Genomic DNA, 24,515 nt, shown 5'->3' with positions numbered 1-24,515 from the left:
GGCAATCGCTCTGCACCTTGGCCACGCTCTAGCGAGGCCGGGTGCGGCAGCCATCTAGGCCACCCATTCCCCTGACTGAAAGCCCGCCGGTCGTCCGATCGTGCGGGCTTTTTCGTGCCTAAAGGCAACATCGGCGATCCGATCGCGCGGCGGATCGTCCGCTGACGAGGCCCTCGGCCTACCTTCGCGGGTCCTTCCGGGCCTCTGAGGGATACGGCGCGTTCAAAGTCGCGCTCGCTTTCTTGTGTGAGCCGCGCGCAAAGGCGCACGGATTGCACGTTTCCCTTCATCACGGTTGAGCACACATGTCCGGTCCTATCGGGCGGGTGTCAGTGGCTCGCGCCGCCGAGCTGCTGACGGCTGCCGGCGACGTCATCGAGCGGTCGGCGCTCTCGCGGTATTGCGACGCCCATAGCCTGAAGCTGGGGAAAGTCGGCCGCGAGGTCATGGTCGACTTTGAGGCCGTGCGCGATCATCGAAAGAACAACTACACCCGGTCGGTGATGAGCGGTGAGGCGCTGCATAGCGTTCCCGCCACCGAGGCCGCGCCGCCGACGCCCAATCCCACGTCGGCGGCGCGGGACGAGCCCGTCAAGCTGGACGAGCATCGCCAGCTCAAGGCTGTCCAGTTGCGTCGCGAGCTTCGCGAAGAGGCCGCCGAGGAAGGTAAGCTGACCGATGTGGCTGAGGTCGACGCCGGTGCAGCAGAGGCGATCGTCGAGATGCGCGCCGCGTTTGTCGAGGTTCGCGCCGATTTCGCTGAACGTCTGGCGGCGGAGCTTGGCCTGCCGTCTGAGAAGGTTCGCACCCTACGAGCGGCCCTCAAGCGATACGACCGTGTTGGTCAGGATCGCTTCGCGACGCGGATCGGCAAGGCGCTGGCTGCTGGCAACGAGAGCACGGGCGAGGCCCTGGATAGGCTGATGACGCTCGCCGCGCACGCGGTTCGGCTGCGCGCTGGCAAGGCGAACGCTGCCGTCGCATGAGCGCGCTTCGATCGCAGTTCCCTGGCCTGGCGGTCGGGTGGGCGGTGATGTTCTCGGCGGTCGCCGCAAATGCGACGCCGCCAGTCGAACAAACTGTCTCGGTCTGGTCCGACGAGTATCGGTACATCTCGCCAGAGTCTGGCGCGAGGATCACCGGCCGGTGGAAGACCAGCGTCGCGCCGTACATGCGGCGGCCGATGGACGTCAGCGGCGTCGATCATCCTTGCGGATCGGTCTGGCTGCGATGGTCGGCAAAGACCGGAAAGACGCAGGTCTTCCTAAACTCGGCGATGCACTGCATCGACACCGCGCCGCGTTCGGCCATGGTCGTTTGCGCTAGCGATCAAAAGCAGAAGGACTTCGAGAAGGAAGTCTTCTCGCCGAACATCCGGGCCTCGCCCAAGGTCGGTCTGAAGATCATGGCCGTGAAGGCCGGGGCCGAGAACAGCTCGACCAAGTACCACAAGCGGTTTCGCGGCGGCTTCCTAAAGATCGCGAACGCCGGTTCCGAAGCCCAGCTTCAGCAGTCCGACATCGGCCTGCTGATCTTCGAAGAGCCCTCGTCCTATCCTCGCGATGTCGGCGGCCGGGGTTCGCCGATCCGTCAGGGCCGGACCCGGACACTGGCCTGGGGCGATGACGCCAAGGAGTTGGGTGGCGGCACGCCCAAGTTCGTCGGCGACTGCCCAGTCACGGTCGAGATCGAACGGCGTACGCACGAAAAGTACTACGTTCCCTGCCCGCACTGTAACGCCAAGCAGCTCCTGCTTTGGGAGAACATGCAGTGCGAGGGCGGACGACCGTTCTTCATCTGCCAATCGAACAGTTGCGGCGAGCCTATCGGCCACGAGCATAAGCGCTGGATGCTGGACCAGGCCGACGCCGGAAACGGTGGTTGGCTGGCTTGCTTCCAGCACCAGAAGGCGGACGGCACACCGGATCTTGAACATCCGAACATCCCGCCGCCGCCGTGTATCGAACACGGCGCGTGGGAATACTGGCTAGGCCGCCGGGGTCCGGACTGTCAGGGCGCGCTCCTCGAGGGGCGCGACCCGTCCTTCGACGGTATCTGGCAAGCTTATTCGCCGTTCACGACCTGGTCGCGGATTTTCGTCGAGTTCGACGAGGCAATGAAGTCCGACGATCCCGAGGCCCTGGTCACGTTCTGGCAGCAAGTGCTCGGGTTGCCGTTCGAGGCAGCTTATGATCGCCCGGCGACCGCGCGTCTCTACGAGAAGCGCACCGAGGCTGCGGCCATCGCCATGGTCGAGCGCGGACGCATCCCGCCCTGGGCTTGGACGGTGTTCCTGGCCGTAGACGTTCAGGGTGACCGCCTCGAATGGGCGGTGTGGGTGGTCGGTCCCGCGGGGCCGCTACCCGAGGGCGCCAAGGGAAGGCGCTACGCGCGGATTGACAGCGGCATCATCCCGATCCCGCCGGTCGATCCAAGAGCTTGGTCGGAGATGGCCGACATTACCAAGCGAACCTACGAAGGTGACGCCTGTCGGCCGATCGGCTTTGACCGCGTGGGCGTCGATACGGGCGGGCACCACACGAACCGGGCTTACGTGTTCTGCATGGGCCGCCCGAACGTGATGGCGCTGAAGGGTGCGTCCGAAAAGGAAAAGAAACAGACCTTCCCGATCGAGGCGGGCACCCGCCGAAAGGCGAAGGTCGGGCGTCGAGTGGTCGGCGAAGTCCAGCTCTACCTCGTCGGTACGCACGGCATAAAAAAGGAAATCTACTTCGGCCTGGCCCAAACCCTGGCGGGGGTCGAGCTGGGCGAGCATCTGCCGGGATCAGTCACGCTCGAGGGCACGGCTTCCGAGCTGGATTTCCAGCAGATGACGGCTGAAGTCCTGCTGCCGCCAGACCCTTCGAAAAAGCCGCCTCGAAAGTACGAGATCTGGGAACCGGTCAAGGGTGTCCGCAACGAGCAGTTGGACATGGCCGTCTACTGCCACGCCATCGCCTGGTCATTCCTGCCTGACGTGATGACCGAGGAAGACTGGAAGCGGCTGATTGCGGAGCGGCGGCGAGAACCGTCGCGCGAGGGTCAACTACCTCTCGAGGGTCTGTGGTCTGGCGCTCCTGCGCTGCCACCGGCCAACGCGCCCGCCGCTGCTCCCGAACGCCGTTCGCCGCCGCCTGCCGACGATCCCGTCGAAAACGTCCACCCGCTGCTCAAGCTTGCACGCGACATGAGAGGAACCTGATGGCCAACTGGCGCGAAAATCTGGAACTGGCGACAGCCCGGTTGGCCGCGCTGGAGGCTGCGGAGCTGGACCGCTTCAAGGGCGTCCAGGTCAAGTCGGTGAAGTACGAGGTCGGCGGCGTCGAATACGCCGATCCGGTTTCGATGCAGGAACTGTCCCGGGCGATCTTCGAGGCGCGCTCGATCGTCAATCGCCTTGGTGGCGGCGTCGTCAGCGGCGGCGCGATTACGCCGACGTTCGGGGCCTAGTATGGATCGGCAACTTCTCGGCCCGACGGGCTCCCCGCTTCCGCAAGGGATCGGCGCCGCCGTCCGCGCCATGGCTAACCGCGAGGGCACCGACCTGTCTTTCAATGTCGGCTACAAGGCCGGCCAGACGCGTGGTCAGGATGTCGGCGGATGGCTGCCGTCGCAGCAATCGGCCGACGCGAGTTGGCTCTGGTCACGAGACCTGGCGGTCGCGCGCACGCGCGAGCTGATGCAGAACGAGCCCTGGGCTCAGGGCGGCGTCGATCGCAAACTTGACATGCTGGTCGGCGCGGGCTGGCGGCCGATTATCCGGCCTGATGCGCAAGCCTTGGGCATCACCGAAGAACAGGCTCAAACGCTCGGGTCGCAGATCGAAAGCAACTACCGGCTCTGGGGTGAAGATCCGCTGTGTCGGTGCGACGCCGAAGACACACTGACCGCTTCATGGCTGCTCTACCTTCAAGTGATGGAGGCGGAGGTCACGGGCGACGGTGTCTCTGTTTTGCGCATGCGCGAGCGGCCGGGCTGGGGTTTCCGAACCTGCGTCCAGGTCCTGGACAGCGACCGTCTATCCAACCCCAATGGCGTCGCTGACGATGATCACATTCGCGGTGGCGTCGAGAAGGACCGCTACAACGCCCCGATCGCCTACCACTTCCGCAACGCCCACCCTGGTGATGTTCTAGGCTCGACATCTAAGTCCATGACTTGGGAGCGGGTCGAGCGCAACGAGCCGTACGGTCGGCCCAAGGTCACTCACCTGTTCGAAAAGCGTCGGCCTGGCCAGTCGCGCGGTGTCTCCCGTCTGGTGGCTGGGCTGGCGCGCTTCAAGGGTGCGTCGCGGCTCACTGACAACGAGCTGGCCAACAGCACGATCAACTCTCTGTTCGCGGGGACGATCGTTTCAAGCTTCGATCCGGCCGTCGCTCAAGATCACCTGATGTCGTCGGCGACCGCCGGCTACCAGGATCTGCGGCAAAAATTCTACGAGACCGCCGATCCGCGCCTTGCCGGTGCGAGGATCCAGCACCTGTTCCCGGGCGACGAGCTGAAGTTCCTCACGACGCCGCGTGAAACGGTCGCGTTCGAAAGCTTTACGACCGTCTTCCTGCGGTCGATCGCCTCGTCGCTGGGCATCACCTACGAGCAGATCGCGATGGACTGGTCGAAGGTGAACTATTCCTCGGCGCGCGCGGCGCTGATCGAGGTCTGGCGCGGCATCCAACGCCAGCGCTCGATGGTGGCGATGATGGTGGCTACGCCGTGGCTGCTCGCCGTCACCGAGGATGGCATCGACCAAGGCAAGATCGAACTTCCCAACGGTGCGACCTGGGAGGACCTCTATGAGCGTCCCGCCGCCTATCTGCGCGGCCGTTGGCTGGGTCCGGCACGGGGCTGGGTCGATCCGGTCAAGGAGCCCGCCGGTGCGATCCTGCAAGTCGAGGCGGGCTTCAACAACTGGGAAGATGTCGCGGCCGAGCAGGGTATCGACTTCGACCTGAACCTCGCGGGCCTGAAGCGTCAAAAGGGGATGTGGCACGACGCTGGTCTGACCCCTCCTGCCCTGGCCGCCATGATGGCGATGCGGGGCACGTCTGAAGACGACAAGCCAAACCCCTAGGGACACCTCAAATGCGCAATCCCGCTCTTCTGGCGGCCGAGCTGACCGGCCGACCCTTGCTGATGCTCGAAAGCTCGGTGCTGCCCTATGCCCAGATGCTGGGCGTGGTGGCGACCGGCGAACGGCGTTCGGCTCTATCGGCGTTCATCGGCGGCGCGCGCCGCCTTTTCCGCGCCGAGGCTTCCGCCGAGCACGATGGCGCGTGCGTCACCGAGCCGATGGTCGCCCTGCCGCGCTGGATGGGTGAGCCTGAGCACATCGGCTTTGGCTGGGCGCTGAAGGATGGCGTCGGTGTCATTGAAGTCGATGGCCCGCTGATGGAGGAGGGCTTTGGCTGGGGCGACTGCTGGTATCACGGCTATGACACCCTGCTGATGGCGTTCGAGGAGATGGCCGCCGACGCGAATGTGCGGGCTGTCTTTGGGCGCATCCGCTGCAATGGCGGTATTGCCGCCGCTGGTTTGCCGCAGCTCGCCAAGTTTCTTCGAGAAAATCGCGCCAAGGCGGGCGGCAAGCCCATCTGGTTTTTCTGCGAGCGGGCCTATTCGGCGGCGTACTGGATCGTCGCCCAAGGTGATCATGTTGTCGCCGCCCGCGAGAGCGGCGTCGGATCGATCGGCGCGGTCATTGGCCACTGTGAGGCGAGCAAGGGTCTCTCTGCCGACGGTCTCACCATCACCAAGTTCAAGTTCGGCCTGAAAAAGACTGATGGCGCTTGGGACGAGCCGCTCTCGGAGACGGCGAAGACTGATTTGAACGCGGATGTGCAGCAGTGCGGCCGCTGGTTCGTCGCCGACGTGCTCAAGGGCCGCGAAAACCTGACCGAAGAGGTCGTGATCGGCACCCAGGCCGGCTGCTTCTACGGCGACAGCGACGATCCGGCCTATTCGGCGCTCAAGGTCGGGCTGATCGACGCCGTGATGACCGAGCGCGAGGCGTTTGAGGCCCTGAAGGCCTCGCTTGCGACCCCGATTTCCCCTGCCCCGCCCGCCAAGGCGCCCGGGGCTCTATCCCCCGCGAAGGAGACTGACGTGAAGCGCAGTGAAGTCCTGGCTGGCTTGAAAAAGGCCGGCCTCAACAATGATCAGATCCGGGCCGCCATGGCCGAAATGCCCGAAGATGGCGAAGACGCTGCGCCCGAGGGCGAAGACCAGGCCGATGACACCGAGGTCCGAGGATGAGGCCGAGGCTGAAGGCGGCGAAGACGAGCCGACGGCCGCCAAGGTCAACGCCAAGGTCGCCCAGGCTGTGCTCGACCTGCCTGAAGCGCGTGGTCGCGAGAAGCTGGCCAAGAAGCTGGCCTTCCAACCGGGCATGACGGTTGCGGCCGCCAAGGAGCTGCTGGCTTCGGCGGGCAAGGAGACCGGCCTCGCCGATCGTGTTCGCGACCCGAACCTGGCTCCGAGCGGCGGCACGCTCGACGCCGCTCTGACCAAGCGCCTCGATCCTGAGGCCATCTATCGCCGCCGTAAGGCGTCGGCCTCGCGCGCCGCCTAGCGCCCGAGCGGGCGCTAGGCGTCCCGACCCGTTGCGAGCCGGGTTCGCTCGCAATCCTCCCCCGAAAAATCGCCGGCTATCCGGCCCCTCTTGAGGAGACCGCGTCATGTCCGTCATGACCGAACGCCGCTCTGCCGGCGAACACATCATCTCGGAAGCGCCCGGTGCGCTGAGCCGAGACACCATCGTCATCGCGCCCAACCAGGATCTGCTGGCTGGGCAGGTTCTGGGGCAGGTGACGATCGGCGCTCTCACCGCCACGCTCACGGCCGAGGCTGGCAATACCGGCAACGGCGCGGCGCCGACCATCACGGTCGCGGTCGGCACGCCGATCGGGGCCTACAAGATGCGGATCATCGAACCGGCCGCCAACGCCGGTTCGTTCGTGATCTCCGATCCCGGCGGTGTCGATATCGGGCATGGCGTCGTCGGCGCGGCCTTCAATATCGGCGGCCTCAGCGGGACCTTCCCGGATGGCGCGACCGACTACGTCGCCGGCGACGCCTGGACGATGCTGGTCGCGGACGCGGCGCACGCCAACGAAGGTCAGTACAAGCCTCATGATCCTGCGGCGACCGATGGCACCCAGGTCGCTACCGCGATCCTGTTCGCGCCCGTGAAGACCGCCGTCGGCGTGACCCAGAAAGCCGTCGTCCACAACCTCAACTGCGAGGTCAAGGCCGCCCTCCTGGCGTGGAACGGTCACACCACCAACCAGAAGAACGCCGCCCTGGCCAGCCTGCGAACCCAGGGCGTCAAGGCCCGCTAAGGCGGGCCTGCCATCCATCGGCCTCGTGGGACCACGTCGGCCAAGACCCACATTTCACAGAAAGGTTCGACCATGTCCTTGGTCAACGTGTTCCGCAGCAGCCTGTTCACCATGATGGACCTGACTGCCGCCATCAACGAAAGCGAAACGCCTCCGCAGCGCTTCGCCGAGCTGGGCATCTTCGAAGAGCGCGGCGTGCGCACGACGTCGATCTTCATCGAGAAGAAGGGCTCGACGCTCCAGATCGTCCCGACCAGCCCGCGCGGTGGGCCCGGCACGCCGATGTCGACCAACAAGCGCGAAGGCCGCGAGTTCCGCATCCCGCACATCTCGGTCACTGACGAGATCCTGGCCGATGAAGTCCAGGACGTTCGCGCCTTCGGCTCGGAAAGCGACCTGGTCGGCGTGCAGCAGGTTCGCGACGAGAAAAATCAGAACATGGCGATGTCGCTGGACAACACCCTGGAATATCACCGCCTCGGCGCCATCCAGGGCGTGGTGCTCGATGCCGATGGTTCGGTCATCTACGACTACTTCGACGAGTTCGGCATCGCCGAGCCGGACACCGTCTACTTCGACCTGGGCGCCGCCTGGGCTGAATCCGACGGCGGTCGCGTTCGCGGCCTGATCGGCGACGTGAAGAACAACATGCGCCGCGCTCTGAAGAACAGCGCTGTGCGTGGCGTTCACATCATGTGCGGCGAGGATTTCTTCCGCGACGCCTCGAACCATCCCGAAATGCGCGAGACCTATCTGGCGCAGCAGGAAGCGGCCGATCTGCGCGGTAGCGATGCGCTGGACATCTTCCGCTATGGCGGCGCGGTGTTCGAGCAGTATCCGGGCTATGGCGATGTCGAGATCGCCCCGGATGAAGCCCGCTTCATTCCGCTGGGCGTGCCCAAGCTGTTCCAGACGGTGTTCGCGCCGGCGCCTTGGTTCAGCGCCGTCAACCGGATCGGCCTGCCGCGCTACGCCATGGCCTCGCTGGATAAGACCGGCGAGAAGCAGATCGACCTCGAGGCGCAGTCGAACCCGCTGAACATCTGCACCCGTCCCGAGGTGCTGTTCAAGGCCAGATCCGCCGCCGATCCCGGCTAACGCTTCCTCCCGCCTGCCGCCGCCCGGCAATCCGGGCGGCGGGTCTTTTCACCTTTTCTGAAGGAGGCGAAGCATGCGCTCGCTTCACATGATGGCGGCGGTGTCCGCCATGGCCCTGATGGCGGCCGACAAGGGCTCGGGCGGCAAGTCCGACGCGCCCGATCTGTTGGCGGATCAGGCTGATCCAGGCGTCGCTTTGGCCGCTGCCAACGCTCACGTCGAGACTCTGCAGGCCGAGATCGGCGAGCTGACCTCCAAGCTTGAAACTGTGACCAAGGAGCGCGACGAAGCGCTATCGGCCGGCGCGACTGCGATCGGCGAGCTGAAGCAGGAGGTCGTTCGTCTTGGCGATCTGGTCGCTGAGCGCGGCCGCGATCTGGCGTCTGCGCGCGATGTCATCACCGAGTTGGACGCCAAGCTTTCGGAGGCCGGCGCGCCCGCGCCGCGTCGTACAGCTTCGCGTCCCGCCGATGGTCACTATGTGTTGCAGACCTCGAAGATCGAGGACCTGGCGCGAGGGCGGATCATCACGGTCGGCGCGGCTAAGGCCGCCAAGTGGCTTGCCGCAGGCAAGATCCGGCAAGCCACGGTCGCCGAGGTTGAAAACGCTCGGCAAGAGATCGTGCATCTCTGATGCGACCTGAGCACGCCGCCCGCGTCGCGAACGCCGTTCGCGATCACCTCTGGTCCGATCTGGAAGTCTGCCCGCCAACGGGTGGCTGGCGTACGGTTCGCGGCGCGGTGCGGCGTGACTGGGTCGAGGAGACGATAGACGGGTTCGTCAGTCGCACGGGCGTGATCGCCGACGCCTTGCATCTCGACGCAGCAGACTACCAGCCGGCGACAGCGCTCGCTCGGCCGGGAAAGACCTGGTGGGTGCGCTATCGCGACGAGCTGGGCGTGCTCTGCGTCAAGCGGTTGTCCGAAGACATGAAGCCGAAGCCGGGTGGCCGCTTCCTCTGGGGGCCGCTGGCGATGCCCGATCGGGAAGACGTTGTTCCGTGATTTTCGCATTGAGCTGGCGCTCAAGGGTGATCTAGAGGCCTGGGCGGCGCGGACGAAGGTCCAGCTCCTCACCGGCATCCGCGATGCTGCCTATGAGGAAGGGCGCGCGGATCTCGAATGGCTGCGTGCGGAGGTCAAGCAAGCAGGGCTAGGCGAAGGCCTAGCCAATGCTTGGCGAATGGATTTCAAGCCCGCGAAGGGCCTCAGCTACGCGCCTGCCGTCTTTTTGTACAGCAAGGCGGCGCACATCATCGACGCCTTCACCCGTGCGGAGCCGATCAAGGGCAAGCCCTTCATCGCGATCCCTATAGAGGGAAGCCCTGCTGATGCTCTGCGGATAAAGCGCGGTCAGAAGCGCACCGAGGAGATCGAGCGCCGCTACGGGCCGATGCGCGTTGTTGCCCTGAAGGGTGGAGGCCTGATGCTGGTCGCCCGGGGACGAGCGACAGCGGACGGCGGCGTCACCCGTCTCACCCGGCGTCGGGCGACCGGGACGGAAAACTATTTCACGCCGCTGAACCAGAAGAACCAGGTCGACATCCCGATGTTCTGGCTGGTCCCGGATGTGCATCTGACGCACCGCCTGGATTGGCCAAAGCAGGTGCCCGAGATGCGTCGCAGCTTTGCTGGGCGGGTGGAAAGCAACCTCCGGAAACGCCTGTCCACCGATACCCAGGCCTCCAGGGACTGGCGCGAAATGCCCGCGATGATGGTCGATGACTGGGGGCGTCCTGTTACGGCGTCGGGACCTGCCGGCTTGTACGGCGCGGCGCTGGCCGACTGGCAAGACAAGAATGGATGGGGAACTTGAGCAAGATCATCACAGGTCAGGGCGAGATCGTCGCCGCTCTGGCGCTAGCCTTTCCCGGCGTCGTGGTTCGCAACGGCGAGGCCCTCAGCGAGGACTGGGGCGGCGAGTGGCTCAACGTCGTCAAGGCTCCTGCGCCGCCGCAAATCCTCAACGAGGTGCTCGGCCTGGGCGAGGATCTGGTCGAGGTCGAGTTCGCTCAGGTCTACCATGTGGAGTATATCGTGCGGCGCGCGGATGATGGTCATCGCGCCGCTCGCTTCAGTGCGGGTCTGGCGGCGATCCAGACGGCTTTGCATGCCGATCGTACCCTGGGTGGCCTCGCGCGCGCGCTGGTCATCGGGCCGCCGAATTTCGAGAACCATCGCTTCGCCTACGACGCCAAGTCTTCGGCTGTCGTGATCCCCGTCCGCGTCACCTATGCGGGCCATTCACCGATCGACTGAGGTTTTCCATGACCAAGAATGCCAAATCGGCCTCCGCCGATCGCGAACCCGCGCCCCAAGTTCAAGTACCTCCCGATCCGACGCCGGCGCGTCCCTCCCCGGCGCCGCCAGCCGTTCACGCCGTGCTGCTTCGCGCGACGAACGGCGTTCGTCGCGGGGCCGTGGTGCGCGGCCCGGCGGGTGTGGTCTCGGACCTGATCGAGCTGCGCGAGGCGCGCGCCGCCACCGAAAGCGACATCGCCGTCTGCGGCCGTGTCATCGACCTTTAAGCCCTAGCCCTGGAGCCCCCATGACCGCCACCATTCTGCCGTCGCAATCGCGCGGCCGCGCCGTCCAGACCCGCTTGGCCTTCGAGGCCACGGCGGGCGTGCTGGCGACGTCGGGCTGGAAGCCTGTGCGCTTCTACACCCTGACCGCCGGTATGGATCGACCCCTGGTCAAGGATGATCAGCTGGGTCTGGCGATGAACAACGTCCGAGACGCCACCAAGCGCCGCAAGGGCCTGCCGGGTGGTTCCCTGCGTCGTACGACGCCGATCAACCTGTCTGAGGCTGGCTATTGGCTCTCGGCGGCGTTGACGCGCGCTGACGCGACCGGCGCCGACGGCGACTACGTCCACACGTTCACCTCGGGCGGTAATCCGACCCAGACCTTGAGCCTGTCGCACCTCTGGGAAACCGGTCACTATTCGACCGATCTTGGGGTCGCGGTCGCCGAGCTGGCGATCTCTGCCGCCAAGACGGATCAGGCGGCGCGCTTCAACATGACCTTGGTGGGGCTGGGTGAAACCGAGGGCGAGGCCTGGCCTGCCGGCGCGGTCGCCGCCGCTGCGGCCGCCGACGATTTCTCCGACTGGCGCTGGCGCGTGCTCTGGAACGACGTGGCCATCGGGACGGCGCTCAATGTCGATGTCAACCTCAACCTCGGTGTGGAGCGTGTGAACGGCCTGGATGGCGACGAATGGCCGTCGTTCCATCACTTCGGCGAAATCGACCCGACGGGCAGCTTCCGCCTCTATGGACATGGCAAGGTCTTCCGCGACTTCGCCGCCACGAACGATGTCGGCGTGCTGACGCTGGAGGCGACCCACCCGGAAGACGAAGACAATCGGTTCCTTCGGATCACAAACGCGGGTGTGCAGGTCAGCAAGCCGCAGCGCGAGATCTCCGGCGGTGGCCAGACGTCGGCCAGCTTCAATTTCGGCGCTTCGCAGGGCGCCGACACTCCAGCCGTGACGATCGAGCTGGGCAACGGCGTGGCGGCGTACTGATCCATGCGCAAGGCCGACAAAGAGGCGCTGGCCAGCCTGGGGCTGGAGGTCGATGACGCACCACGCGACGTCGACCTCAACCTCGGCGTGGTTCTCACCATTCGCCCCCCTGAGAGCGTTGATTGGGCAAAGGCGCGTTCAAGGGTGGCTCGGGTCGTCGAAAGCCGCGACGCGATCGTGAAAGCTGTCGAGGCGTATGGCTGGTCGATCGCAGACATTCGCGACGTGATCGAAGATAGCGAAACGTGGGAAATCGCCTTCGCGCACATGCTCTACAGTGAGCTAGCGGTTGAAATCGTCACCGCAATCCGCTCACCGACCGGCGCTGTTACCCCGGCCCGAGAGGTTATCGCACCGCTATTGCGCCTCGAAGGCAACCTGACGCTCTTCCGCCAGTCGGTCGATGCGGCGTCTGAAGGGCTGATAAGGGCAAAAAAAGAGTAGCCGCCCTCGCCGAATACTTGTTCGGCGGCGGCGGCGAGCACTGTCGCGGCTGTAGGCAGATGGGTCGTCCTTGCCGCGAGACGACCGGTTGCCCGGAGGATCGTCATCGGCCGATCCACGGCGCTGAGCGTGCCGCCTTGGCAATTGCGGGGCAGGCGGGGGCGTGGCGTCAGCCTTTGCACCCGCGCTTCAAGGATCGTCGGCCATCGTTGGATTGGTCGGCATGCGCCGTGATCCATGACCCAAAACTAGCTCCCTGGAGCCAAGTCCGCCCATTGCTCGCCGCTCTTGAGATCGGCGCGCGCAAGGGGGTGCCGGAGACTTCCGAAGATGACGATTGACGTCGCTGTCCGCCTTGGTCTCGAGGGCGGTCAGGCCGCTACGCGCGGCATAGAGGATTTTGGCGCGAAGGGCGCGAAGTCGTTCAAGGAGATGCGCCAGGAGGCCTCAGCGCTGCCGCCTCACCTCGTCGCCGTATCGCGCGGTGTCGGGGCCGTTAAGGATAAGGTCGACGACCTTTCTGCGAGCACCGGGGCGTTCGGCAGTATCGCAGAGTCCTTCGGCAAGTACGGGCTGTTCATTTCGGCGGGCGCCGCGGCGCTCGGTCTGGCTGCTGGCTACGCCAAGACGGCTATCGAGGGTGCGGTCGCCTATGGCGATGCTATCGGCGACGCCGCGCAAAAGCTCGGCGTCGGCACTAGCATGTTGCAGGAATACCGCTTCGCTATGATCAAGGTCGGCGGCGAGGCTGGCGATGCCGACGCTGCGATCGGCGGCTTCACCAAAACGCTCGGTCTTGCCGAGGCTGGCTACAAGAAGGCGCTTACCGCCTTTAAGCAGCTTGGGTTTTCTAGGCAGGATATCAAATCGTTCAAGGACGTGGACGAGGCCCTGCGCGCGGTCTCCGACCGGATCGCCAACCTAAGCAATGAGCGTCAACGCCAAGCTATTTCCGAGAAGCTAGGACTCGGCCCGATGATCCCTCTGCTCAGAGAGGGTGCGGATGGCATGGCCGAGCTGTTCCAGCGTGCTCGTGACCTGGGTTGGGTGATGAGTGACGAAGTTATCGCCAAAGCTGGCGAAGCTGCCGATCAACTCGAAGATCTCAAGCAGGTGATCGACGTCCAGCTTAACACGGCGCTGATCGAAGCGGCCCCGCTGCTCGTGTCGATGAGCGGGGCGATGGTCGACGGCGCGAAGAGCGCCGGCCAGTTTGCGCAGGAGCTGACGTCTCTAAAATCGATGATCGACGACTGGGTCGCAAGCCGGCCGGCCGTGAAGGTCTCGTTTGAGGTCACGTGGAAGTTCTTGAACAAAGTCGAGGATTTCTTCCAAGGCATCAGCAAGGGTTCGTTGGAGAAGCTTGGGTTCAACAAGCTCTACCTAGACCAGTTTTACGGCGATGCTCGCGACTTCCCGGCCGACGATGGGGGCGCTGTCGCCGATCGTCGCTCGGGCGCTGACGGCTCCAAACAAGGTGACCGTCCAAAGGGATCTGACCAGCTCGTGTCGGCCGGGGCCGAAGAAGACGCTGCGCGCGGGGCGGCCAATGCTCAGCGTGAGCGCAAACGCGCCTTGGAGGCGTCGGCTCGGACAACTTCGGCCATCGCCGCCGCGGATGCGCGGGAGCTGGCGGCGCAACGGCAGTATGCTGGCACGCTTGAGCAGATGCTTGAGACTGAGCTGAAGGCCTTAGACGACGCCGAGGCGCGCCGTATGGCCGAGATCGATCGCGATGCGGCTGAAGGGCGTCTGGATAAGCTGAAGGTTGACGCTCTCAAGCGCGCCGAGCAGGACGCCTATGCGGCCGAGCGTGAAGTGCTCCAGCGCCGGGCTTTCGAAGATACTCAGCAGCGTCGTCTGGCTGACGAAAGGGCGTTGGCGGATACGACCCAACAGCTTCTGGCCTTTGCCGCGGCCGGTGCGCGAACGGCTGAAGAGCGACGGCAAATCGAGCTGGCGATCCTGGATGGCCAGCAGAAGGTCGCCCGAGCTGAGCTTGAGCGGGCTCTCGCGGCTGATGGGCAGCATGACGATGCGTGGAAGGACGGCCGGCGCGCGGATCAGCAAGCGCTTTTCCAGGTCCAACGGAACAGTGTCGAGCGCGGCACGATGGGACCGTTGGCGGACTATGCCGACCGGCTTGTGCGGACCAATGGCGAGGTCAAGGAGAGTCTGCAGGCCATCGCGGTCGACGGGTTCAAAATGCTGAACGATGGGATCGTTGACGCGACCCTGAACGCCGGTTCGTTGGGCGATGTGTTCGCCGATGTCGGCAAGATGATCGTGGCGTCTCTGGAACATGTCGTCATCCAGATGCTGGTCATCAAGCCGATGGTCGACGCCCTGATGCGGAGCGTCAACGGCGGTGGCGGTGGCGGTGGCGGGTTCCTCGGCACGTTGATCGGGGGCGTGGGCACGTTCTTGGGTGGAGCCTTGAGCGCTCCGCAGGTTTCAGCGGCGTCGGCGGCGGATCTCGGCGGGGCGAACCTGGTGGGCCAGCTCACCAAAAGCCTCAGCAAAGGGCGGGCGGGCGGTGGGCCGGTCTATCGCGGCGATGTGCGGCCTATCCACGAGCAGGGCTTCGAGCGCATCGCTGCGTTCTCGGGCGACGGCTACGTCATGGACGCGGCTCGAACGGCGCGCGAGATCACCGACTATTCAGTCGCGTCACGAGGCGGCGGCGAGCGACCGCTCTCCGTGTCGCTGAACAACAATGCGCCCATGCCGCTGCAAGCGACGGCGACTGAGCGCGACGACGGGGCGGGCGGGCGGCGTCTGGATATTGACCTGGTCGAGCTGATCGACAGCCGGGTCGCCAAGGGCAAGCGCGAGATGTTCGACGGCTCGATGGACACGGCGTTCCAGTCGAAGTTCGGCATCCGCTCCAGATTGAACGGAGGTTGATATGACCGCTCCGGCATGGCCGGCGGACAAGGGGCGCGTGCTCGCCGATGGGTTTCGCGACACCTTCCCGACCCTGGTCCAGCGCTCCGACGTTGACGCAGGACCGGCAAAGCAGCGTCGCACGACTACGGCGTCGAGCCATACCGTTGATGCCGTCTACAAGATGACGTCGGCCGAACGGCAGTGGTTCAGTCAGTTCTATTTCGGCGAGGCGGCTGGCGGCGGTGTGTGGTTCGACTGGTATCATCCGGTCGAGCAGCAGACGGTTCTGGCGCGGTTCGTTCGGGATGCGCCGCCCTCCTATGAGCCCTGGAAGCCTGACTGGCGCGTCAGCGTTCGGCTGGAGTGGCGGCCGTGACCAGCAATGCGGTTCACGCCTCCGTAAAGGGTGACGGATCCTCGGATATCCTGGTCGAGCTGGTGACGTTGGAGCATCCGACGTTCGATGCGCCGATCTACGTCTGCAATGTCGCCGAGGAAGGCTATCGGCTGACCAGCCAGGAACGTGAGTTCATCGCCTATCCGTTCGCTCTGTCGTGGCCGGAAAACGGCCCTGACAATCCGTTCAGCGGCGCGAAGTTCACGATCAACAATGTCGTAGCCCAGGACGGCACCGACGAGCCTTTGTTGCTGGCGGCTTTGCGCGGGTTGCCCGATTGGGCGCGCGTAAGGTTTGAGCTGGTGCGCGTTATCGCGCCCGACGTGATCGAGCAGCGGACGACGCGGCTGCGGTTGGCGGGTTTGAGCTACGCCGAGACGACGATCACCGGCGAGCTGCGCATGCCCAGCTTTGTAGACCGTCGGGCGGGCGGCAGCTTCTCGCCGGACACCTATCGGCACCTGCGCGCCGGATGAAGCCGCCAAAAGGGGCGAACGCCGTTCGCCGCGCGCCGACGATCGCGGGCGATGACGCCTGGATCGCTCGCTACATGCCGGTCCCGTTCGTGGAGCATGGGCGGTCGTTCCGGGGCTGTGACTGCCGGGGTCAGCACTACCTGATCCTTGAGCACGAGCTTGGCGTGCGGGTGCCTGAGCCTGACGATCTTTACCGCGGCGTCGATCGTCGAGACGCCGAAGACATCGCCGCCTTCGTGCGGGCTCAGGCCTCGCTCTGGCGCCGTGTTGAGCCTGACGAGAACGGCTATCCGCGCTTCGCCCTGCTGCTGTTTCTGGTGGCTGGGCTTCCCACGCATGTCGGCACGTCCCTGGGCGGCCGACGGTTCATTCACACCCAGAAGGGCTGCGGCGCGCGCACGGCCTCGCTCGACGAGGCTGAGCCCGGCGAGGCGTTCTGGGGGTCCCGGTTGGAGGGGGCTTACGTCTATGGCGGTTGACGCCCTGATGGATCGCAAGACCTCGCTGGTGGTCTCGCCTCGCCCGCTAGCGCGCGAGGAAGAGGTCAGCCTGCACGCGTTGCCCGAGGGGTTGAGCCTGGCGGAGATGGTGGTCTCGCTTGAGGCCTCTGGCACGCTGGACCCGGCCCTGCGGCCTTGGGTTCGGATCTCCGTCGCCGGCGTCAAGGTTTCAGCAGGCGATTGGTCCGGCTTGCGGCCTCGCGCCGATGACACAGTCGTGCTCGAGGTTGCGCCGATGGCAGGGTCGAACGCCGTTCGCACCCTGTTGCAGATCGCTGTCATCGCGCTGTCGGTCTGGGTTCCTGGCGCGATCGGCTTGTCGGGCTTGGCGGCCGCTGGTGCGACAGCGGCTGTCAATGTCGGCGGCATGATCGCCGTCAACGCCATCGCGCCGATCAAACAGCCTGAGGTCGCGGGTCGCGAGCAGCGCTATTCGCTGGACGGCGGATCGAACGCCGCGCGACCGCATGAGGCGATCCCGATCGTCATGGGGCGTCGGCGGATCTATCCGCCGCGTTGCGCGAACTGGTACACGGTCACGGTCAACAACACGGTCTATCTGCGTCAGATGTTCCAACCCTGCGTGACGTGGGTGGATCATGAGAGCGCGCGGATTGGCCAGACCGATCTTGCCAGCTTCGAGGGCGTCAATGTCCGCTGGTCGACGCGCCATGACGAGGGTTTGGAGCCGATCTGGTTTCAGCGAACGCCTGCCGAGGATAGCCTCGCGCTTCCCGTGAAGCAGGCCTCGGGATGGATCACCCGGGCCGCGCCGCTGGAAAGCGACGCCCTGTCGATCGACGTAGCCTTCATGGCGGGCCTCTTCGAAACCAAGGAAAGCAGCGGGAACCCCAAGAACCGCAGCGTGACGTTTGAGTTCCGCTATGGGCCTCGCGGCGGTGATCCGTCGTCGGCGACGCCTTGTCCTTTTGCGGGCGCGAGTGGTCAGCTCACCTTCACGCGCGACAAGCTGGACAGCTATCGCGTTGGTTGGGAATGGCCCGTGGTGCGTGGCCAGTACGACGTGCACGTGCGCCGCGTCAGCAACGAGGAAAGCAACAATCCCAAGATCAGCGATGAGATGACGTGGATCTGCGTCCGGTCGTTCCGCGATGAGCCGCCCGTGCGCGATCTGGCGTCCAAGCCGTGGATTGAGCTGGAGTTGCAGGCCAGTGACCAACTGAACGGCGTCCCGAACGATTTCAACTTCATCGCCACCAGCATCGTGCCGCAGGCGACGTCGACCGGGCCGGGAGACCTGGTCGTTACGCGGAACCCTGCTGATCTCTTCCTGGCCGCCAGCTATCCGCCAATGTCGGACGTCGAGCTGGACGACGACGAGCGCGCCTTTGCGGCCATCGCTGACTGGCGCGCGCTCTGCCAGGATCAGAGTTGGATGTGCGATCTGGCCGAGGCCGGCGAGATGTCGGTCGGCGAACTGCTTCAACGGACCGCCGCCGCCGGGCGTGCGCGCCCGACGCTGGACTATGGTGCGCTGTCCGTCGTCGTGGATTGGGAAAAGCCGCTGCCTCGGCAGATGTTCACGCCGCGCAACGTCTCTGGCTTTCGGGGTGACTTAACCTATCCGGCGCCGGTGCATGCGCTGCGCGTCCGCTTCGCTAACGCCGAGAAGGACTTCGCCGACGATGTCGTCACGGTGTTCGGGCAAAGGCCTGACGGCACGTTCTATGATCTCGATACCGCCGACAAATATGAACGGGTCGAGGTGCGCGACAAGGTCGACGCCGACGCCGTCGTCCTCGAGGGTGCGCGCATGCTGGCCGAGCGCGTGCTGCGGCCGGAGAGGTTCAGCTTCGAGCAGGATGTTGAGTACCTGACGATCCGTGAGGGCGACCGCGCGTGGCTGGCGCATCACGTCGCCTTGGTGGGTGAAGTCACGGGCCGGGTACGGGCCCGGGTCACTGATGAAAGTGATCCGTCGGTCAAGGGTCTGAGGCTCGACGAGTTGGTGACCATGGTCGCGGGTCGATCATACGATCTGGCATGGCGCCCTTCGGCCGATGCGGCGATCGAGGTTTTTCCGCTGGAAACCCTGCCGGGGCAGTCCGACATCGTCTGGTTCGCCTCGCCCGGACCGGCGCTCATTGATCAGCCTCTGCCCGGCGACCAGGTTACGGTGTTCGACCACGCGGTCGAGCTGCTCGATGTCGTTGTCGATCGTATCGCGCCCAAGGAAGGCCTTAAGGCGTCGATTACTTGTGTGCCGTACGCCGAAGCGCTGCAACGCGTCGGCGACGAGCCGATCCCGGCCTATCGCACGGGTGTCAGCCGACCGCCGACACTACCGGACGCGATCGTCGTGCGACGCGATGATCGCGCGATCGACAAGGTGATCGACGCCCTTGCGGAGGGTGTCGCGCAGGCTGGTGGCGGGGTGGATGCTGTCGTTGATCAGATCAAGGCGATCGAGGCGGCGGCGCGTAAGGCTCAGCTGGATATCCTGAATGCGCGCCTCACGGCGCTTAGCGATCTGAACGCCGCCCTGGACGTGCTGCGCCAGGTGCTTTCGGGCAAGCCGCTGGGCGAGGTGATCGCTGAGCAGCGCCAGGTGCTGATCGACACCAATGTGGTCGTGGGATCGAACACAGCCGCCATCGCGAGCGAAGCCGTCGCGCGGCAAACCGCGATCTCGGCCGAAGCCTATCAGCGCACCGTGCTGACGACCGACTACAACGGCTTCAAGGCGACCACGGCGTCGGAGCTGATCAGTCTGTCAACGGCCAGCGGCACCACGGCTGCAAGCCTGACCACGCTGGAGACCGACTATAACGGCTTCAAGGCGACCGCGACGTCCGAACTGGTCAGCCTGTCGACGGCCACCAGCGCAACAGCGGCAAGCCTCACGACGCTCTCGTCGACAGTCGGGGCCAACAAGGCCGCAGCTGATGCTGGCCTGCTGACGCTCACCAACGACGTGAGCGCCTTGTCGACCTCGTTCACCTCGCTGAATGCGACGGTGGCGAACAACAAGGCCAGCGCCGACAGCAGCCTATCGGTCCTGACGACGAACCTTTCGGCTACGGCTGGTAGCCTCGCGACGCTGACCAGCACCTTCAACGGCTTCCAGTCGACGACCTCCACAGCGCTGACAACGCTGAGCAACGCCCAATCGACCCAGGCCGCACAGATAACGACCCTGCAGTCGACGGCCGCCACCCTATCGGCGAGCGTTTCGACCCAGGCGGCGACCCTGGCCGACGTGGCGAGCAAGGTCGCCATTGCCCGGTATGTTGTGGAAGCGGCGGCCTCTGGCGGGCGCCCGGCTCGCCTGAGTCTGACCAGCGACAGCCTGGGGGGATCTGACGTCGCACTTTCGGCGGCCAAGATCTGGTTCGGCGATAACACCGTGCTCGACGACGCCAGCGACACGCTGCGGACCGAACTGGGCAGTACAGCCTACATTGTCGCCTGGGGAGCGGCGTTCGGCGCTGACGGCGATCTGCTGCTGTGGCTTGGCCCCGCAGGCATCGGCCATTGGGCCGCGAGCAGGGCCAACGCCTACTTCTATCTGGCCAAGACGACGCCTTATCTTGGCGGCTCGGCTGTTCCGACCGGCGGTGGCGGTGGCGGCTTCCAGGTCAATCTTTCAACCCCGCTGGTTTCGGGCAACCGCTTCGGCACGGGGGCGGCGACGACCGATGCGGTGACAGCATCGACCACGGGCGGGGTCGGCGCGGTGAGCTACACCTGGTCCTACCAGTCCGGCGCCGGCTACAGCCCGTCGTCGACCACGGGCGATACAGTCGCTTTCACCGGCACGATCACGGCCCTTGGCCAGACGCTCGACGGCTACTGGCGCGTCACCGCGCGAGACTCTGCGGGGCACGTCGCCTTCGCGGACGTCCGCATCCTGATCTCTGAAAACTCGTAAAGCTCTGGAGCTTTCCATGTCCGACAACGCCACTTCGGCGGATGACGCCGCGCGCCTGACCAAGATCACCGGTCTGAGTGTGCTCGCGTCGTCCTTGAGCAACACGGCCGAGACCCTGCTGGCAGAGGTGATGACGGCGGGGCCGCTCCTGTCGCCGGTTGTCCTCTCGGCGTTGAACAGCACGGTGACGGCCGTCCACTCGGCGGCGGAGATGATCCAAGGCCAACTGGCGCTGATCCCGCCGGCGCCGATCGCGCCGGCCGGTGACGAGGCTGGCGAAGGCGAAGTCTGATGACCACGACGCCAACCCAGCACGCGAACGCTATCGCGGCGGCCATCGCGGCCTTTCACTCGGGCGGCTCGCAATCGACCCTGGCGGGCGCTCTGGCTACGGCCCTGGCCGCCTATGACGACGTCGGCGGCTTGGCCGGGCGGATCGAAGCGCTGATCACCGAAAACGCGACGATCCTGGACTCGCTCGAGCTGTTCACGCCCAAGGGGGCGGTGGACCTCGTTTCGAACCTGCCAACCGGTGAGGAACTTGGCGCCTTCTATGTCGTGACGTCGGGCGAGTTCGCCGGCCACGGCTACCTGCTTTCGGCTGGCGGCTGGGAAGATCTGGGGCTGGTGCGAGGCGCATCGGCCTACCAGGTGTGGCGGGATCAACCTGGGAACGCGTCCAAGACCGAGGCGGAGTATCTGACCTGGCTGGCCAACGCTCAGGTCGACGCAGTGACAGAAGCCGTCCAGCCGCTGGTTGACGCGGCCGAGGCGGCGCGCGATGCGTCGGTGGCGGCCAAAGACGCCGCTTTGATCACGGCGGGCGAGGTCGCTGGCGACGCGGCGGCGGCCGAGGCGGCGCGCGCGGCGGCTGTGACGGCGCAGGGCGGTTCGCAAGCCGCCCGCGACGCGTCGGTGGCGGCCAGGGACACGGCCGTGATCAAGGCGGGCGAGGCCTCTGACGATGCGGCGGCGGCCGAGGCGGCGCGCGCTGCGGCTGTGACGGCGCAGGGCGGTTCAGAAGCGGCCCGCGACGCGTCGGTGGCGGCCAAGGACACGGCCGTGATCAAGGCGGGCGAGGCCTCTGACGACGCGGCGGCGGCCGAGGCAGCGCGCGCTGCGGCTGTGACGGCGCAGGGCGGTTCAGAAGCGGCCCGCGACGCGTCGGTGGCGGCCAAGGACACGGCCGTGATCAAGGCGGGCGAGGCCTCTGACGACGCGGCGGCGGCCGAGGCGGCGCGCGCTGCGGCTGTGACGGCGCAGGGCGATTCAGAAGCGGCCCGAGATGCGGCCGAGGCGGCCCGGGTGGCGGCCGAGGCGGCGCGCGACCAGGCCGAGACGATTGTCGGCGGCGACTTCATCGCCCGGCCGGGCGGCACGACCATGGCCGGCAAGGTGCTGGTCGCGGTCGCTGCTGACGGCGGCACGGTCGAGGGCCGTCCGATCGGGGCGGCGGCTGCGAACGAGATCCTGGATCGTCAGACTGGCGACGCGCGCTTCCAGCCGCTTGCGACGAGCCTGACCAGCCTGGCGGCGTTGAGCTCCACGTCCGTCACGCGCCTGACCAGCGCGTCGAGTACGAGCTCGACAGGTTTCATGGTCCAGATCTCGAGCACGGGTCTCAGTGCTCGGCGTACGCTCACCAGCGCGGATGCTGGGATCGCCGTCACCAACGGCAACGGTGTCTCGGGGAACCCGACCTTCACGCTGGGCCGAGCCACCGAAGCGCAAGGCATCGCTGGAACTGACAACGTCCTGGCGATGACGGCGCTCTCGACCAAGGCGGCCATCACGGACGCGATCGGCGCCCTGAACTATACGAGCAGCCCGATCGCTGCGTCGCGGCTGACGGGTGTGATCGACACGGCGAACCTGCCGGCCGTGGTGATCAACGACACGTTCGAGGTCGGCTCGCAGGCCGCCATGCTGGCGCTGACCGCCCAGCGCGGCGACATCGCCATCCGCACCGACGAGAACAAGACCTATGTCTTGTCTACCGACAGCCCGGCGACCCTGGCCGACTGGAAGTGGATGCGCACGCCGACCGACGTTGTGCTGTCGGTCGCAGGCCTCACGGGCGTGGTCACGCAGTCGGCGCTGAAGACCGCCCTGGCGATGAGCCTTGGTGACGTCGCCGGGCTCACGGCTGCGCTAGCCGAGAAGCAGGCCTCGTCCACCATCCTGACGGCCCTGGCCGCCCTCACGGGTGGCGCTGCGGGGCAGGTGATCAAGAAGACCGCCGGCGGATTTGAGTTCGGCGACGGCGGTGGCGTTGGTGTTGAGATCGGCGACACGTTCTTCAGTCAGCGCTCAACTATGCCTGCGGGTATCGTCCCTGCGAACGGGGCAAAGTACCTCGCGTCTGCCTATCCAGAGGCCGCTGGGGTGTTTCCCAAAGCAATGGGTACGTTTCCGGCAACAAGTGCCACAGCTTACGCGAATTTCGATATCGGTGGCGTGGGGCAATCTCAGCCAGGCCCCTTTATTTCCGAAATTGATGGAGAGCTGTGGCTCGGCAACTGTGTCAATAAGGTTTTTAGATCATCTAACCCGCCATCGACAGCGTGGACGGCTATTGACGTAGACACTACAGGAACGCGGTACACTTCTGTTGTAACGAAGTTCGCCGGCCTCTATGTTGTCGGCGCTGGCGCTAATATTTATACGTCACCTACTGGTAATAGCGGTTCGTGGACGCAGCGCACGAATGTGTCTGCCAATATTCGTGGCTTCGCAAGCGACGGCGATATCCTAGTCGCCGCTGGTGAAAACGGAATTTGGTACTCTGAGAACGCTATCGCGTGGACCAAAGCTACAGCGCCCGGGAGCGAGTCGTTCCCTACGGGTGTAGCCTACGGCAATGGCCGCTTTGTTGCGATGAGTTCGTTTGGCCAAGTGTTTTACTCGGACGACGGAATGACCTGGACCAGCAACGGTCTTCTTTCGTCATTCTCAGCTACAAGCAACTCTCAAATGACCTTTGCTGGTGGTTACTTTATAATTCCCAGCTCTGGTCCAGACACGCGCATCTCGGCAGACGGTCAAACATGGGCCGCGATGAACCGAACCAATTATACAAGTGTTTCCATATACAAAATTATTGAGGTGGAAGATTATTTCTTCTGCATAATGCAAGATGGAACCAATAATATCGGTTGGTTCGAAGATATTGCAGCGGCTCATATCGCGCTGTTTAACAATCCGGGTATGCCAGGGGCCCTGCGTGATATCGTCAAGCATCCTAATGGTAGGATAATAGCGGCGTGCTACCCAAGTCTGAATGCGTATTCGCACATTACCTGGGCTCCGCTAGTTCCTGCACAGTTCACTGTGCCAAGTATTCCCGCTCAAGGCACCGGGACGATGAGCTTCAAAGCGCGCCCCTATACGAGGATCGCATAATGTGGACCGTCAAGCTGGATGATCGCGGCTACCTGGTCGCCCCCGCCACGCCCGTCGTCGACCTTTCCGCGCCGTGCCCGCCCGGATGGATTTTCGTCGACGTCGAGCCGCCTGTCTTGGAGGCTGGACAGTTCGCCCGGCTGGATGCGGCTGGGGGAGAATGGTGGGTCGACACCGATGGGCCGCCGCCGGAGGTCGCGCCCCTGCCGGCCGAGGTGCCGATGCACAAGATCCTCAAGGCGGCGCTGATCACGCCCTGGCCGGGCCACGCCAACATAGATGCGGCGATACGAGCGGCGTTCGCAGCGTTGCCCTATCCGCAGAACGTACTGGCCCTGGCCGAGTATGAGCGCGCGCCCAACTTCGTGACCGCCGGCGTGACGACCCAGAACACCAAGGCGGCGCTGGGCATGACGGACGAGGAGTTCCGCGACCTGGTTCTGACCGCCGACGCCATGGCCTAACGGCCCACACAACTCAGCTCAGCGCGCTCGACCGTGACCAGCTGCGCTGGCCTCCAGCGGCTGCCTGTTCTCGAACACGGAAGGAAA

The 24,515-nt window shown here is 65.2% G+C and carries 23 protein-coding genes; all 23 read left to right on the top strand.

The genetic code is table 11. The annotated features are described in order from the left end of the window. The first annotated feature begins 305 nt into the window (after window positions 1-305). The 23 genes from OVA11_RS19100 (at window position 306) to OVA11_RS18990 (ending at window position 24,428) form a co-directional block, all read left to right on the top strand. Window positions 306-986 carry a hypothetical protein gene (locus tag OVA11_RS19100; protein ID WP_181242648.1) on the top strand — a complete coding sequence of 227 codons (681 nt, stop codon included), beginning with the start codon at window positions 306-308 and terminating at the stop codon, window positions 984-986. After that, entirely contained in the window at window positions 983-3,202 is a 2,220-nt protein-coding gene (locus OVA11_RS19095; RefSeq protein WP_268068807.1) for a terminase gpA endonuclease subunit, read from the top strand. Before OVA11_RS19100 ends, OVA11_RS19095 begins: the two co-directional genes overlap by 4 nt. Further along, entirely contained in the window at window positions 3,202-3,450 is a 249-nt protein-coding gene (locus tag OVA11_RS19090) for a hypothetical protein (RefSeq protein WP_268068806.1), read from the top strand. The genes OVA11_RS19095 and OVA11_RS19090 overlap by 1 nt, the downstream gene beginning before the upstream one ends. A 1-nt stretch (window position 3,451) precedes the next feature. Next, a complete protein-coding gene (locus OVA11_RS19085; RefSeq protein WP_096053508.1) occupies window positions 3,452-5,071 on the top strand; it encodes a phage portal protein in 1,620 nt (539 codons plus the stop codon). Between the two features lie 11 nt (window positions 5,072-5,082). Then, complete coding sequence (locus OVA11_RS19080; RefSeq protein WP_268068805.1) at window positions 5,083-6,252, top strand: S49 family peptidase; 1,170 nt, start codon at window positions 5,083-5,085, stop codon at window positions 6,250-6,252. Then, the gene (locus OVA11_RS19075) at window positions 6,230-6,568 is read left to right on the top strand and encodes a hypothetical protein (RefSeq protein ID WP_268068804.1); all 339 of its coding nucleotides are present in this window, start codon (window positions 6,230-6,232) and stop codon (window positions 6,566-6,568) included. Before OVA11_RS19080 ends, OVA11_RS19075 begins: the two co-directional genes overlap by 23 nt. 106 nt (window positions 6,569-6,674) lie before the next feature. After that, entirely contained in the window at window positions 6,675-7,337 is a 663-nt protein-coding gene (locus OVA11_RS19070; protein ID WP_268068803.1) for a head decoration protein, read from the top strand. A gap of 72 nt (window positions 7,338-7,409) precedes the next feature. Further along, entirely contained in the window at window positions 7,410-8,435 is a 1,026-nt protein-coding gene (locus OVA11_RS19065; protein ID WP_268068802.1) for a major capsid protein, read from the top strand. A gap of 73 nt (window positions 8,436-8,508) precedes the next feature. After that, window positions 8,509-9,069 (top strand): hypothetical protein, encoded by a 561-nt coding sequence (locus OVA11_RS19060; protein ID WP_268068801.1) that lies wholly within the window; start codon window positions 8,509-8,511, stop codon window positions 9,067-9,069. After that, window positions 9,069-9,440, top strand: a complete 372-nt coding sequence (locus OVA11_RS19055; protein ID WP_268068800.1) for a hypothetical protein — start codon at window positions 9,069-9,071, stop codon at window positions 9,438-9,440. Before OVA11_RS19060 ends, OVA11_RS19055 begins: the two co-directional genes overlap by 1 nt. Then, window positions 9,430-10,251 carry a DUF6441 family protein gene (locus OVA11_RS19050; RefSeq protein ID WP_268068799.1) on the top strand — a complete coding sequence of 274 codons (822 nt, stop codon included), beginning with the start codon at window positions 9,430-9,432 and terminating at the stop codon, window positions 10,249-10,251. The genes OVA11_RS19055 and OVA11_RS19050 overlap by 11 nt, the downstream gene beginning before the upstream one ends. Continuing rightward, a complete protein-coding gene (locus OVA11_RS19045; RefSeq protein ID WP_268068798.1) occupies window positions 10,248-10,694 on the top strand; it encodes a hypothetical protein in 447 nt (148 codons plus the stop codon). Before OVA11_RS19050 ends, OVA11_RS19045 begins: the two co-directional genes overlap by 4 nt. 8 nt (window positions 10,695-10,702) lie before the next feature. Beyond that, window positions 10,703-10,963, top strand: coding sequence for a hypothetical protein (locus OVA11_RS19040; RefSeq protein WP_268068797.1), 261 nt, complete (start codon window positions 10,703-10,705; stop codon window positions 10,961-10,963). Between the two features lie 20 nt (window positions 10,964-10,983). Further along, window positions 10,984-11,964, top strand: coding sequence for a phage tail tube protein (locus tag OVA11_RS19035; RefSeq protein WP_268068796.1), 981 nt, complete (start codon window positions 10,984-10,986; stop codon window positions 11,962-11,964). 3 nt (window positions 11,965-11,967) lie between these two features. Next, a complete protein-coding gene (locus OVA11_RS19030) occupies window positions 11,968-12,408 on the top strand; it encodes a hypothetical protein (RefSeq protein ID WP_268068795.1) in 441 nt (146 codons plus the stop codon). 330 nt (window positions 12,409-12,738) lie between these two features. Then, window positions 12,739-15,315 carry a hypothetical protein gene (locus OVA11_RS19025; protein ID WP_268068794.1) on the top strand — a complete coding sequence of 859 codons (2,577 nt, stop codon included), beginning with the start codon at window positions 12,739-12,741 and terminating at the stop codon, window positions 15,313-15,315. A gap of 1 nt (window position 15,316) precedes the next feature. After that, window positions 15,317-15,673: a hypothetical protein gene (locus OVA11_RS19020; RefSeq protein WP_268068793.1), complete on the top strand. Its 357-nt coding sequence runs from the start codon at window positions 15,317-15,319 to the stop codon at window positions 15,671-15,673. Next, window positions 15,670-16,170, top strand: coding sequence for a hypothetical protein (locus OVA11_RS19015; RefSeq protein ID WP_181242646.1), 501 nt, complete (start codon window positions 15,670-15,672; stop codon window positions 16,168-16,170). The genes OVA11_RS19020 and OVA11_RS19015 overlap by 4 nt, the downstream gene beginning before the upstream one ends. Further along, complete coding sequence (locus tag OVA11_RS19010) at window positions 16,167-16,649, top strand: C40 family peptidase (RefSeq protein ID WP_096053522.1); 483 nt, start codon at window positions 16,167-16,169, stop codon at window positions 16,647-16,649. The genes OVA11_RS19015 and OVA11_RS19010 overlap by 4 nt, the downstream gene beginning before the upstream one ends. After that, entirely contained in the window at window positions 16,639-20,562 is a 3,924-nt protein-coding gene (gene gpJ / locus OVA11_RS19005) for a TipJ family phage tail tip protein (RefSeq protein ID WP_268068792.1), read from the top strand. The genes OVA11_RS19010 and gpJ overlap by 11 nt, the downstream gene beginning before the upstream one ends. Before the next feature lie 16 nt (window positions 20,563-20,578). Continuing rightward, window positions 20,579-20,854: a hypothetical protein gene (locus tag OVA11_RS19000; protein WP_268068791.1), complete on the top strand. Its 276-nt coding sequence runs from the start codon at window positions 20,579-20,581 to the stop codon at window positions 20,852-20,854. Further along, on the top strand, window positions 20,854-23,964 hold the full coding sequence (locus OVA11_RS18995; protein WP_268068790.1) for a hypothetical protein: 3,111 nt from the start codon (window positions 20,854-20,856) through the stop codon (window positions 23,962-23,964). The genes OVA11_RS19000 and OVA11_RS18995 overlap by 1 nt, the downstream gene beginning before the upstream one ends. Beyond that, window positions 23,964-24,428 carry a hypothetical protein gene (locus OVA11_RS18990; protein WP_268068789.1) on the top strand — a complete coding sequence of 155 codons (465 nt, stop codon included), beginning with the start codon at window positions 23,964-23,966 and terminating at the stop codon, window positions 24,426-24,428. Before OVA11_RS18995 ends, OVA11_RS18990 begins: the two co-directional genes overlap by 1 nt. The last annotated feature ends 87 nt before the right edge of the window (window positions 24,429-24,515 follow it).

The organism is Caulobacter sp. SL161, assembly GCF_026672375.1.
Lineage (GTDB): Bacteria > Pseudomonadota > Alphaproteobacteria > Caulobacterales > Caulobacteraceae > Caulobacter.
Note: the sequence above shows the minus strand (reverse complement) of the source record. Positions and strands in the feature narration are given on the sequence as shown.

Excerpts from the sequence above, each read along its gene's own strand:
- OVA11_RS18990 (WP_268068789.1), top strand. The coding sequence starts at position 23,964 with ATGTGGACCGTCAAGCTGGATGATCGCGGCTACCTGGTCGCCCCCGCC.
- OVA11_RS19010 (WP_096053522.1), top strand. The coding sequence starts at position 16,167 with ATGAAGCCGCCAAAAGGGGCGAACGCCGTTCGCCGCGCGCCGACGATC.
- OVA11_RS19000 (WP_268068791.1), top strand. The coding sequence starts at position 20,579 with ATGTCCGACAACGCCACTTCGGCGGATGACGCCGCGCGCCTGACCAAG.
- OVA11_RS19095 (WP_268068807.1), top strand. The coding sequence starts at position 983 with ATGAGCGCGCTTCGATCGCAGTTCCCTGGCCTGGCGGTCGGGTGGGCG.
- OVA11_RS19040 (WP_268068797.1), top strand. The coding sequence starts at position 10,703 with ATGACCAAGAATGCCAAATCGGCCTCCGCCGATCGCGAACCCGCGCCC.
- OVA11_RS19025 (WP_268068794.1), top strand. The coding sequence starts at position 12,739 with ATGACGATTGACGTCGCTGTCCGCCTTGGTCTCGAGGGCGGTCAGGCC.
- OVA11_RS19090 (WP_268068806.1), top strand. The coding sequence starts at position 3,202 with ATGGCCAACTGGCGCGAAAATCTGGAACTGGCGACAGCCCGGTTGGCC.
- OVA11_RS19055 (WP_268068800.1), top strand. The coding sequence starts at position 9,069 with ATGCGACCTGAGCACGCCGCCCGCGTCGCGAACGCCGTTCGCGATCAC.
- OVA11_RS19065 (WP_268068802.1), top strand. The coding sequence starts at position 7,410 with ATGTCCTTGGTCAACGTGTTCCGCAGCAGCCTGTTCACCATGATGGAC.
- OVA11_RS19075 (WP_268068804.1), top strand. The coding sequence starts at position 6,230 with ATGACACCGAGGTCCGAGGATGAGGCCGAGGCTGAAGGCGGCGAAGAC.
- OVA11_RS19030 (WP_268068795.1), top strand. The coding sequence starts at position 11,968 with ATGCGCAAGGCCGACAAAGAGGCGCTGGCCAGCCTGGGGCTGGAGGTC.
- OVA11_RS19085 (WP_096053508.1), top strand. The coding sequence starts at position 3,452 with ATGGATCGGCAACTTCTCGGCCCGACGGGCTCCCCGCTTCCGCAAGGG.
- OVA11_RS19100 (WP_181242648.1), top strand. The coding sequence starts at position 306 with ATGTCCGGTCCTATCGGGCGGGTGTCAGTGGCTCGCGCCGCCGAGCTG.
- OVA11_RS19080 (WP_268068805.1), top strand. The coding sequence starts at position 5,083 with ATGCGCAATCCCGCTCTTCTGGCGGCCGAGCTGACCGGCCGACCCTTG.
- OVA11_RS19060 (WP_268068801.1), top strand. The coding sequence starts at position 8,509 with ATGCGCTCGCTTCACATGATGGCGGCGGTGTCCGCCATGGCCCTGATG.
- gpJ (WP_268068792.1), top strand. The coding sequence starts at position 16,639 with ATGGCGGTTGACGCCCTGATGGATCGCAAGACCTCGCTGGTGGTCTCG.
- OVA11_RS18995 (WP_268068790.1), top strand. The coding sequence starts at position 20,854 with ATGACCACGACGCCAACCCAGCACGCGAACGCTATCGCGGCGGCCATC.
- OVA11_RS19070 (WP_268068803.1), top strand. The coding sequence starts at position 6,675 with ATGTCCGTCATGACCGAACGCCGCTCTGCCGGCGAACACATCATCTCG.
- OVA11_RS19035 (WP_268068796.1), top strand. The coding sequence starts at position 10,984 with ATGACCGCCACCATTCTGCCGTCGCAATCGCGCGGCCGCGCCGTCCAG.
- OVA11_RS19020 (WP_268068793.1), top strand. The coding sequence starts at position 15,317 with ATGACCGCTCCGGCATGGCCGGCGGACAAGGGGCGCGTGCTCGCCGAT.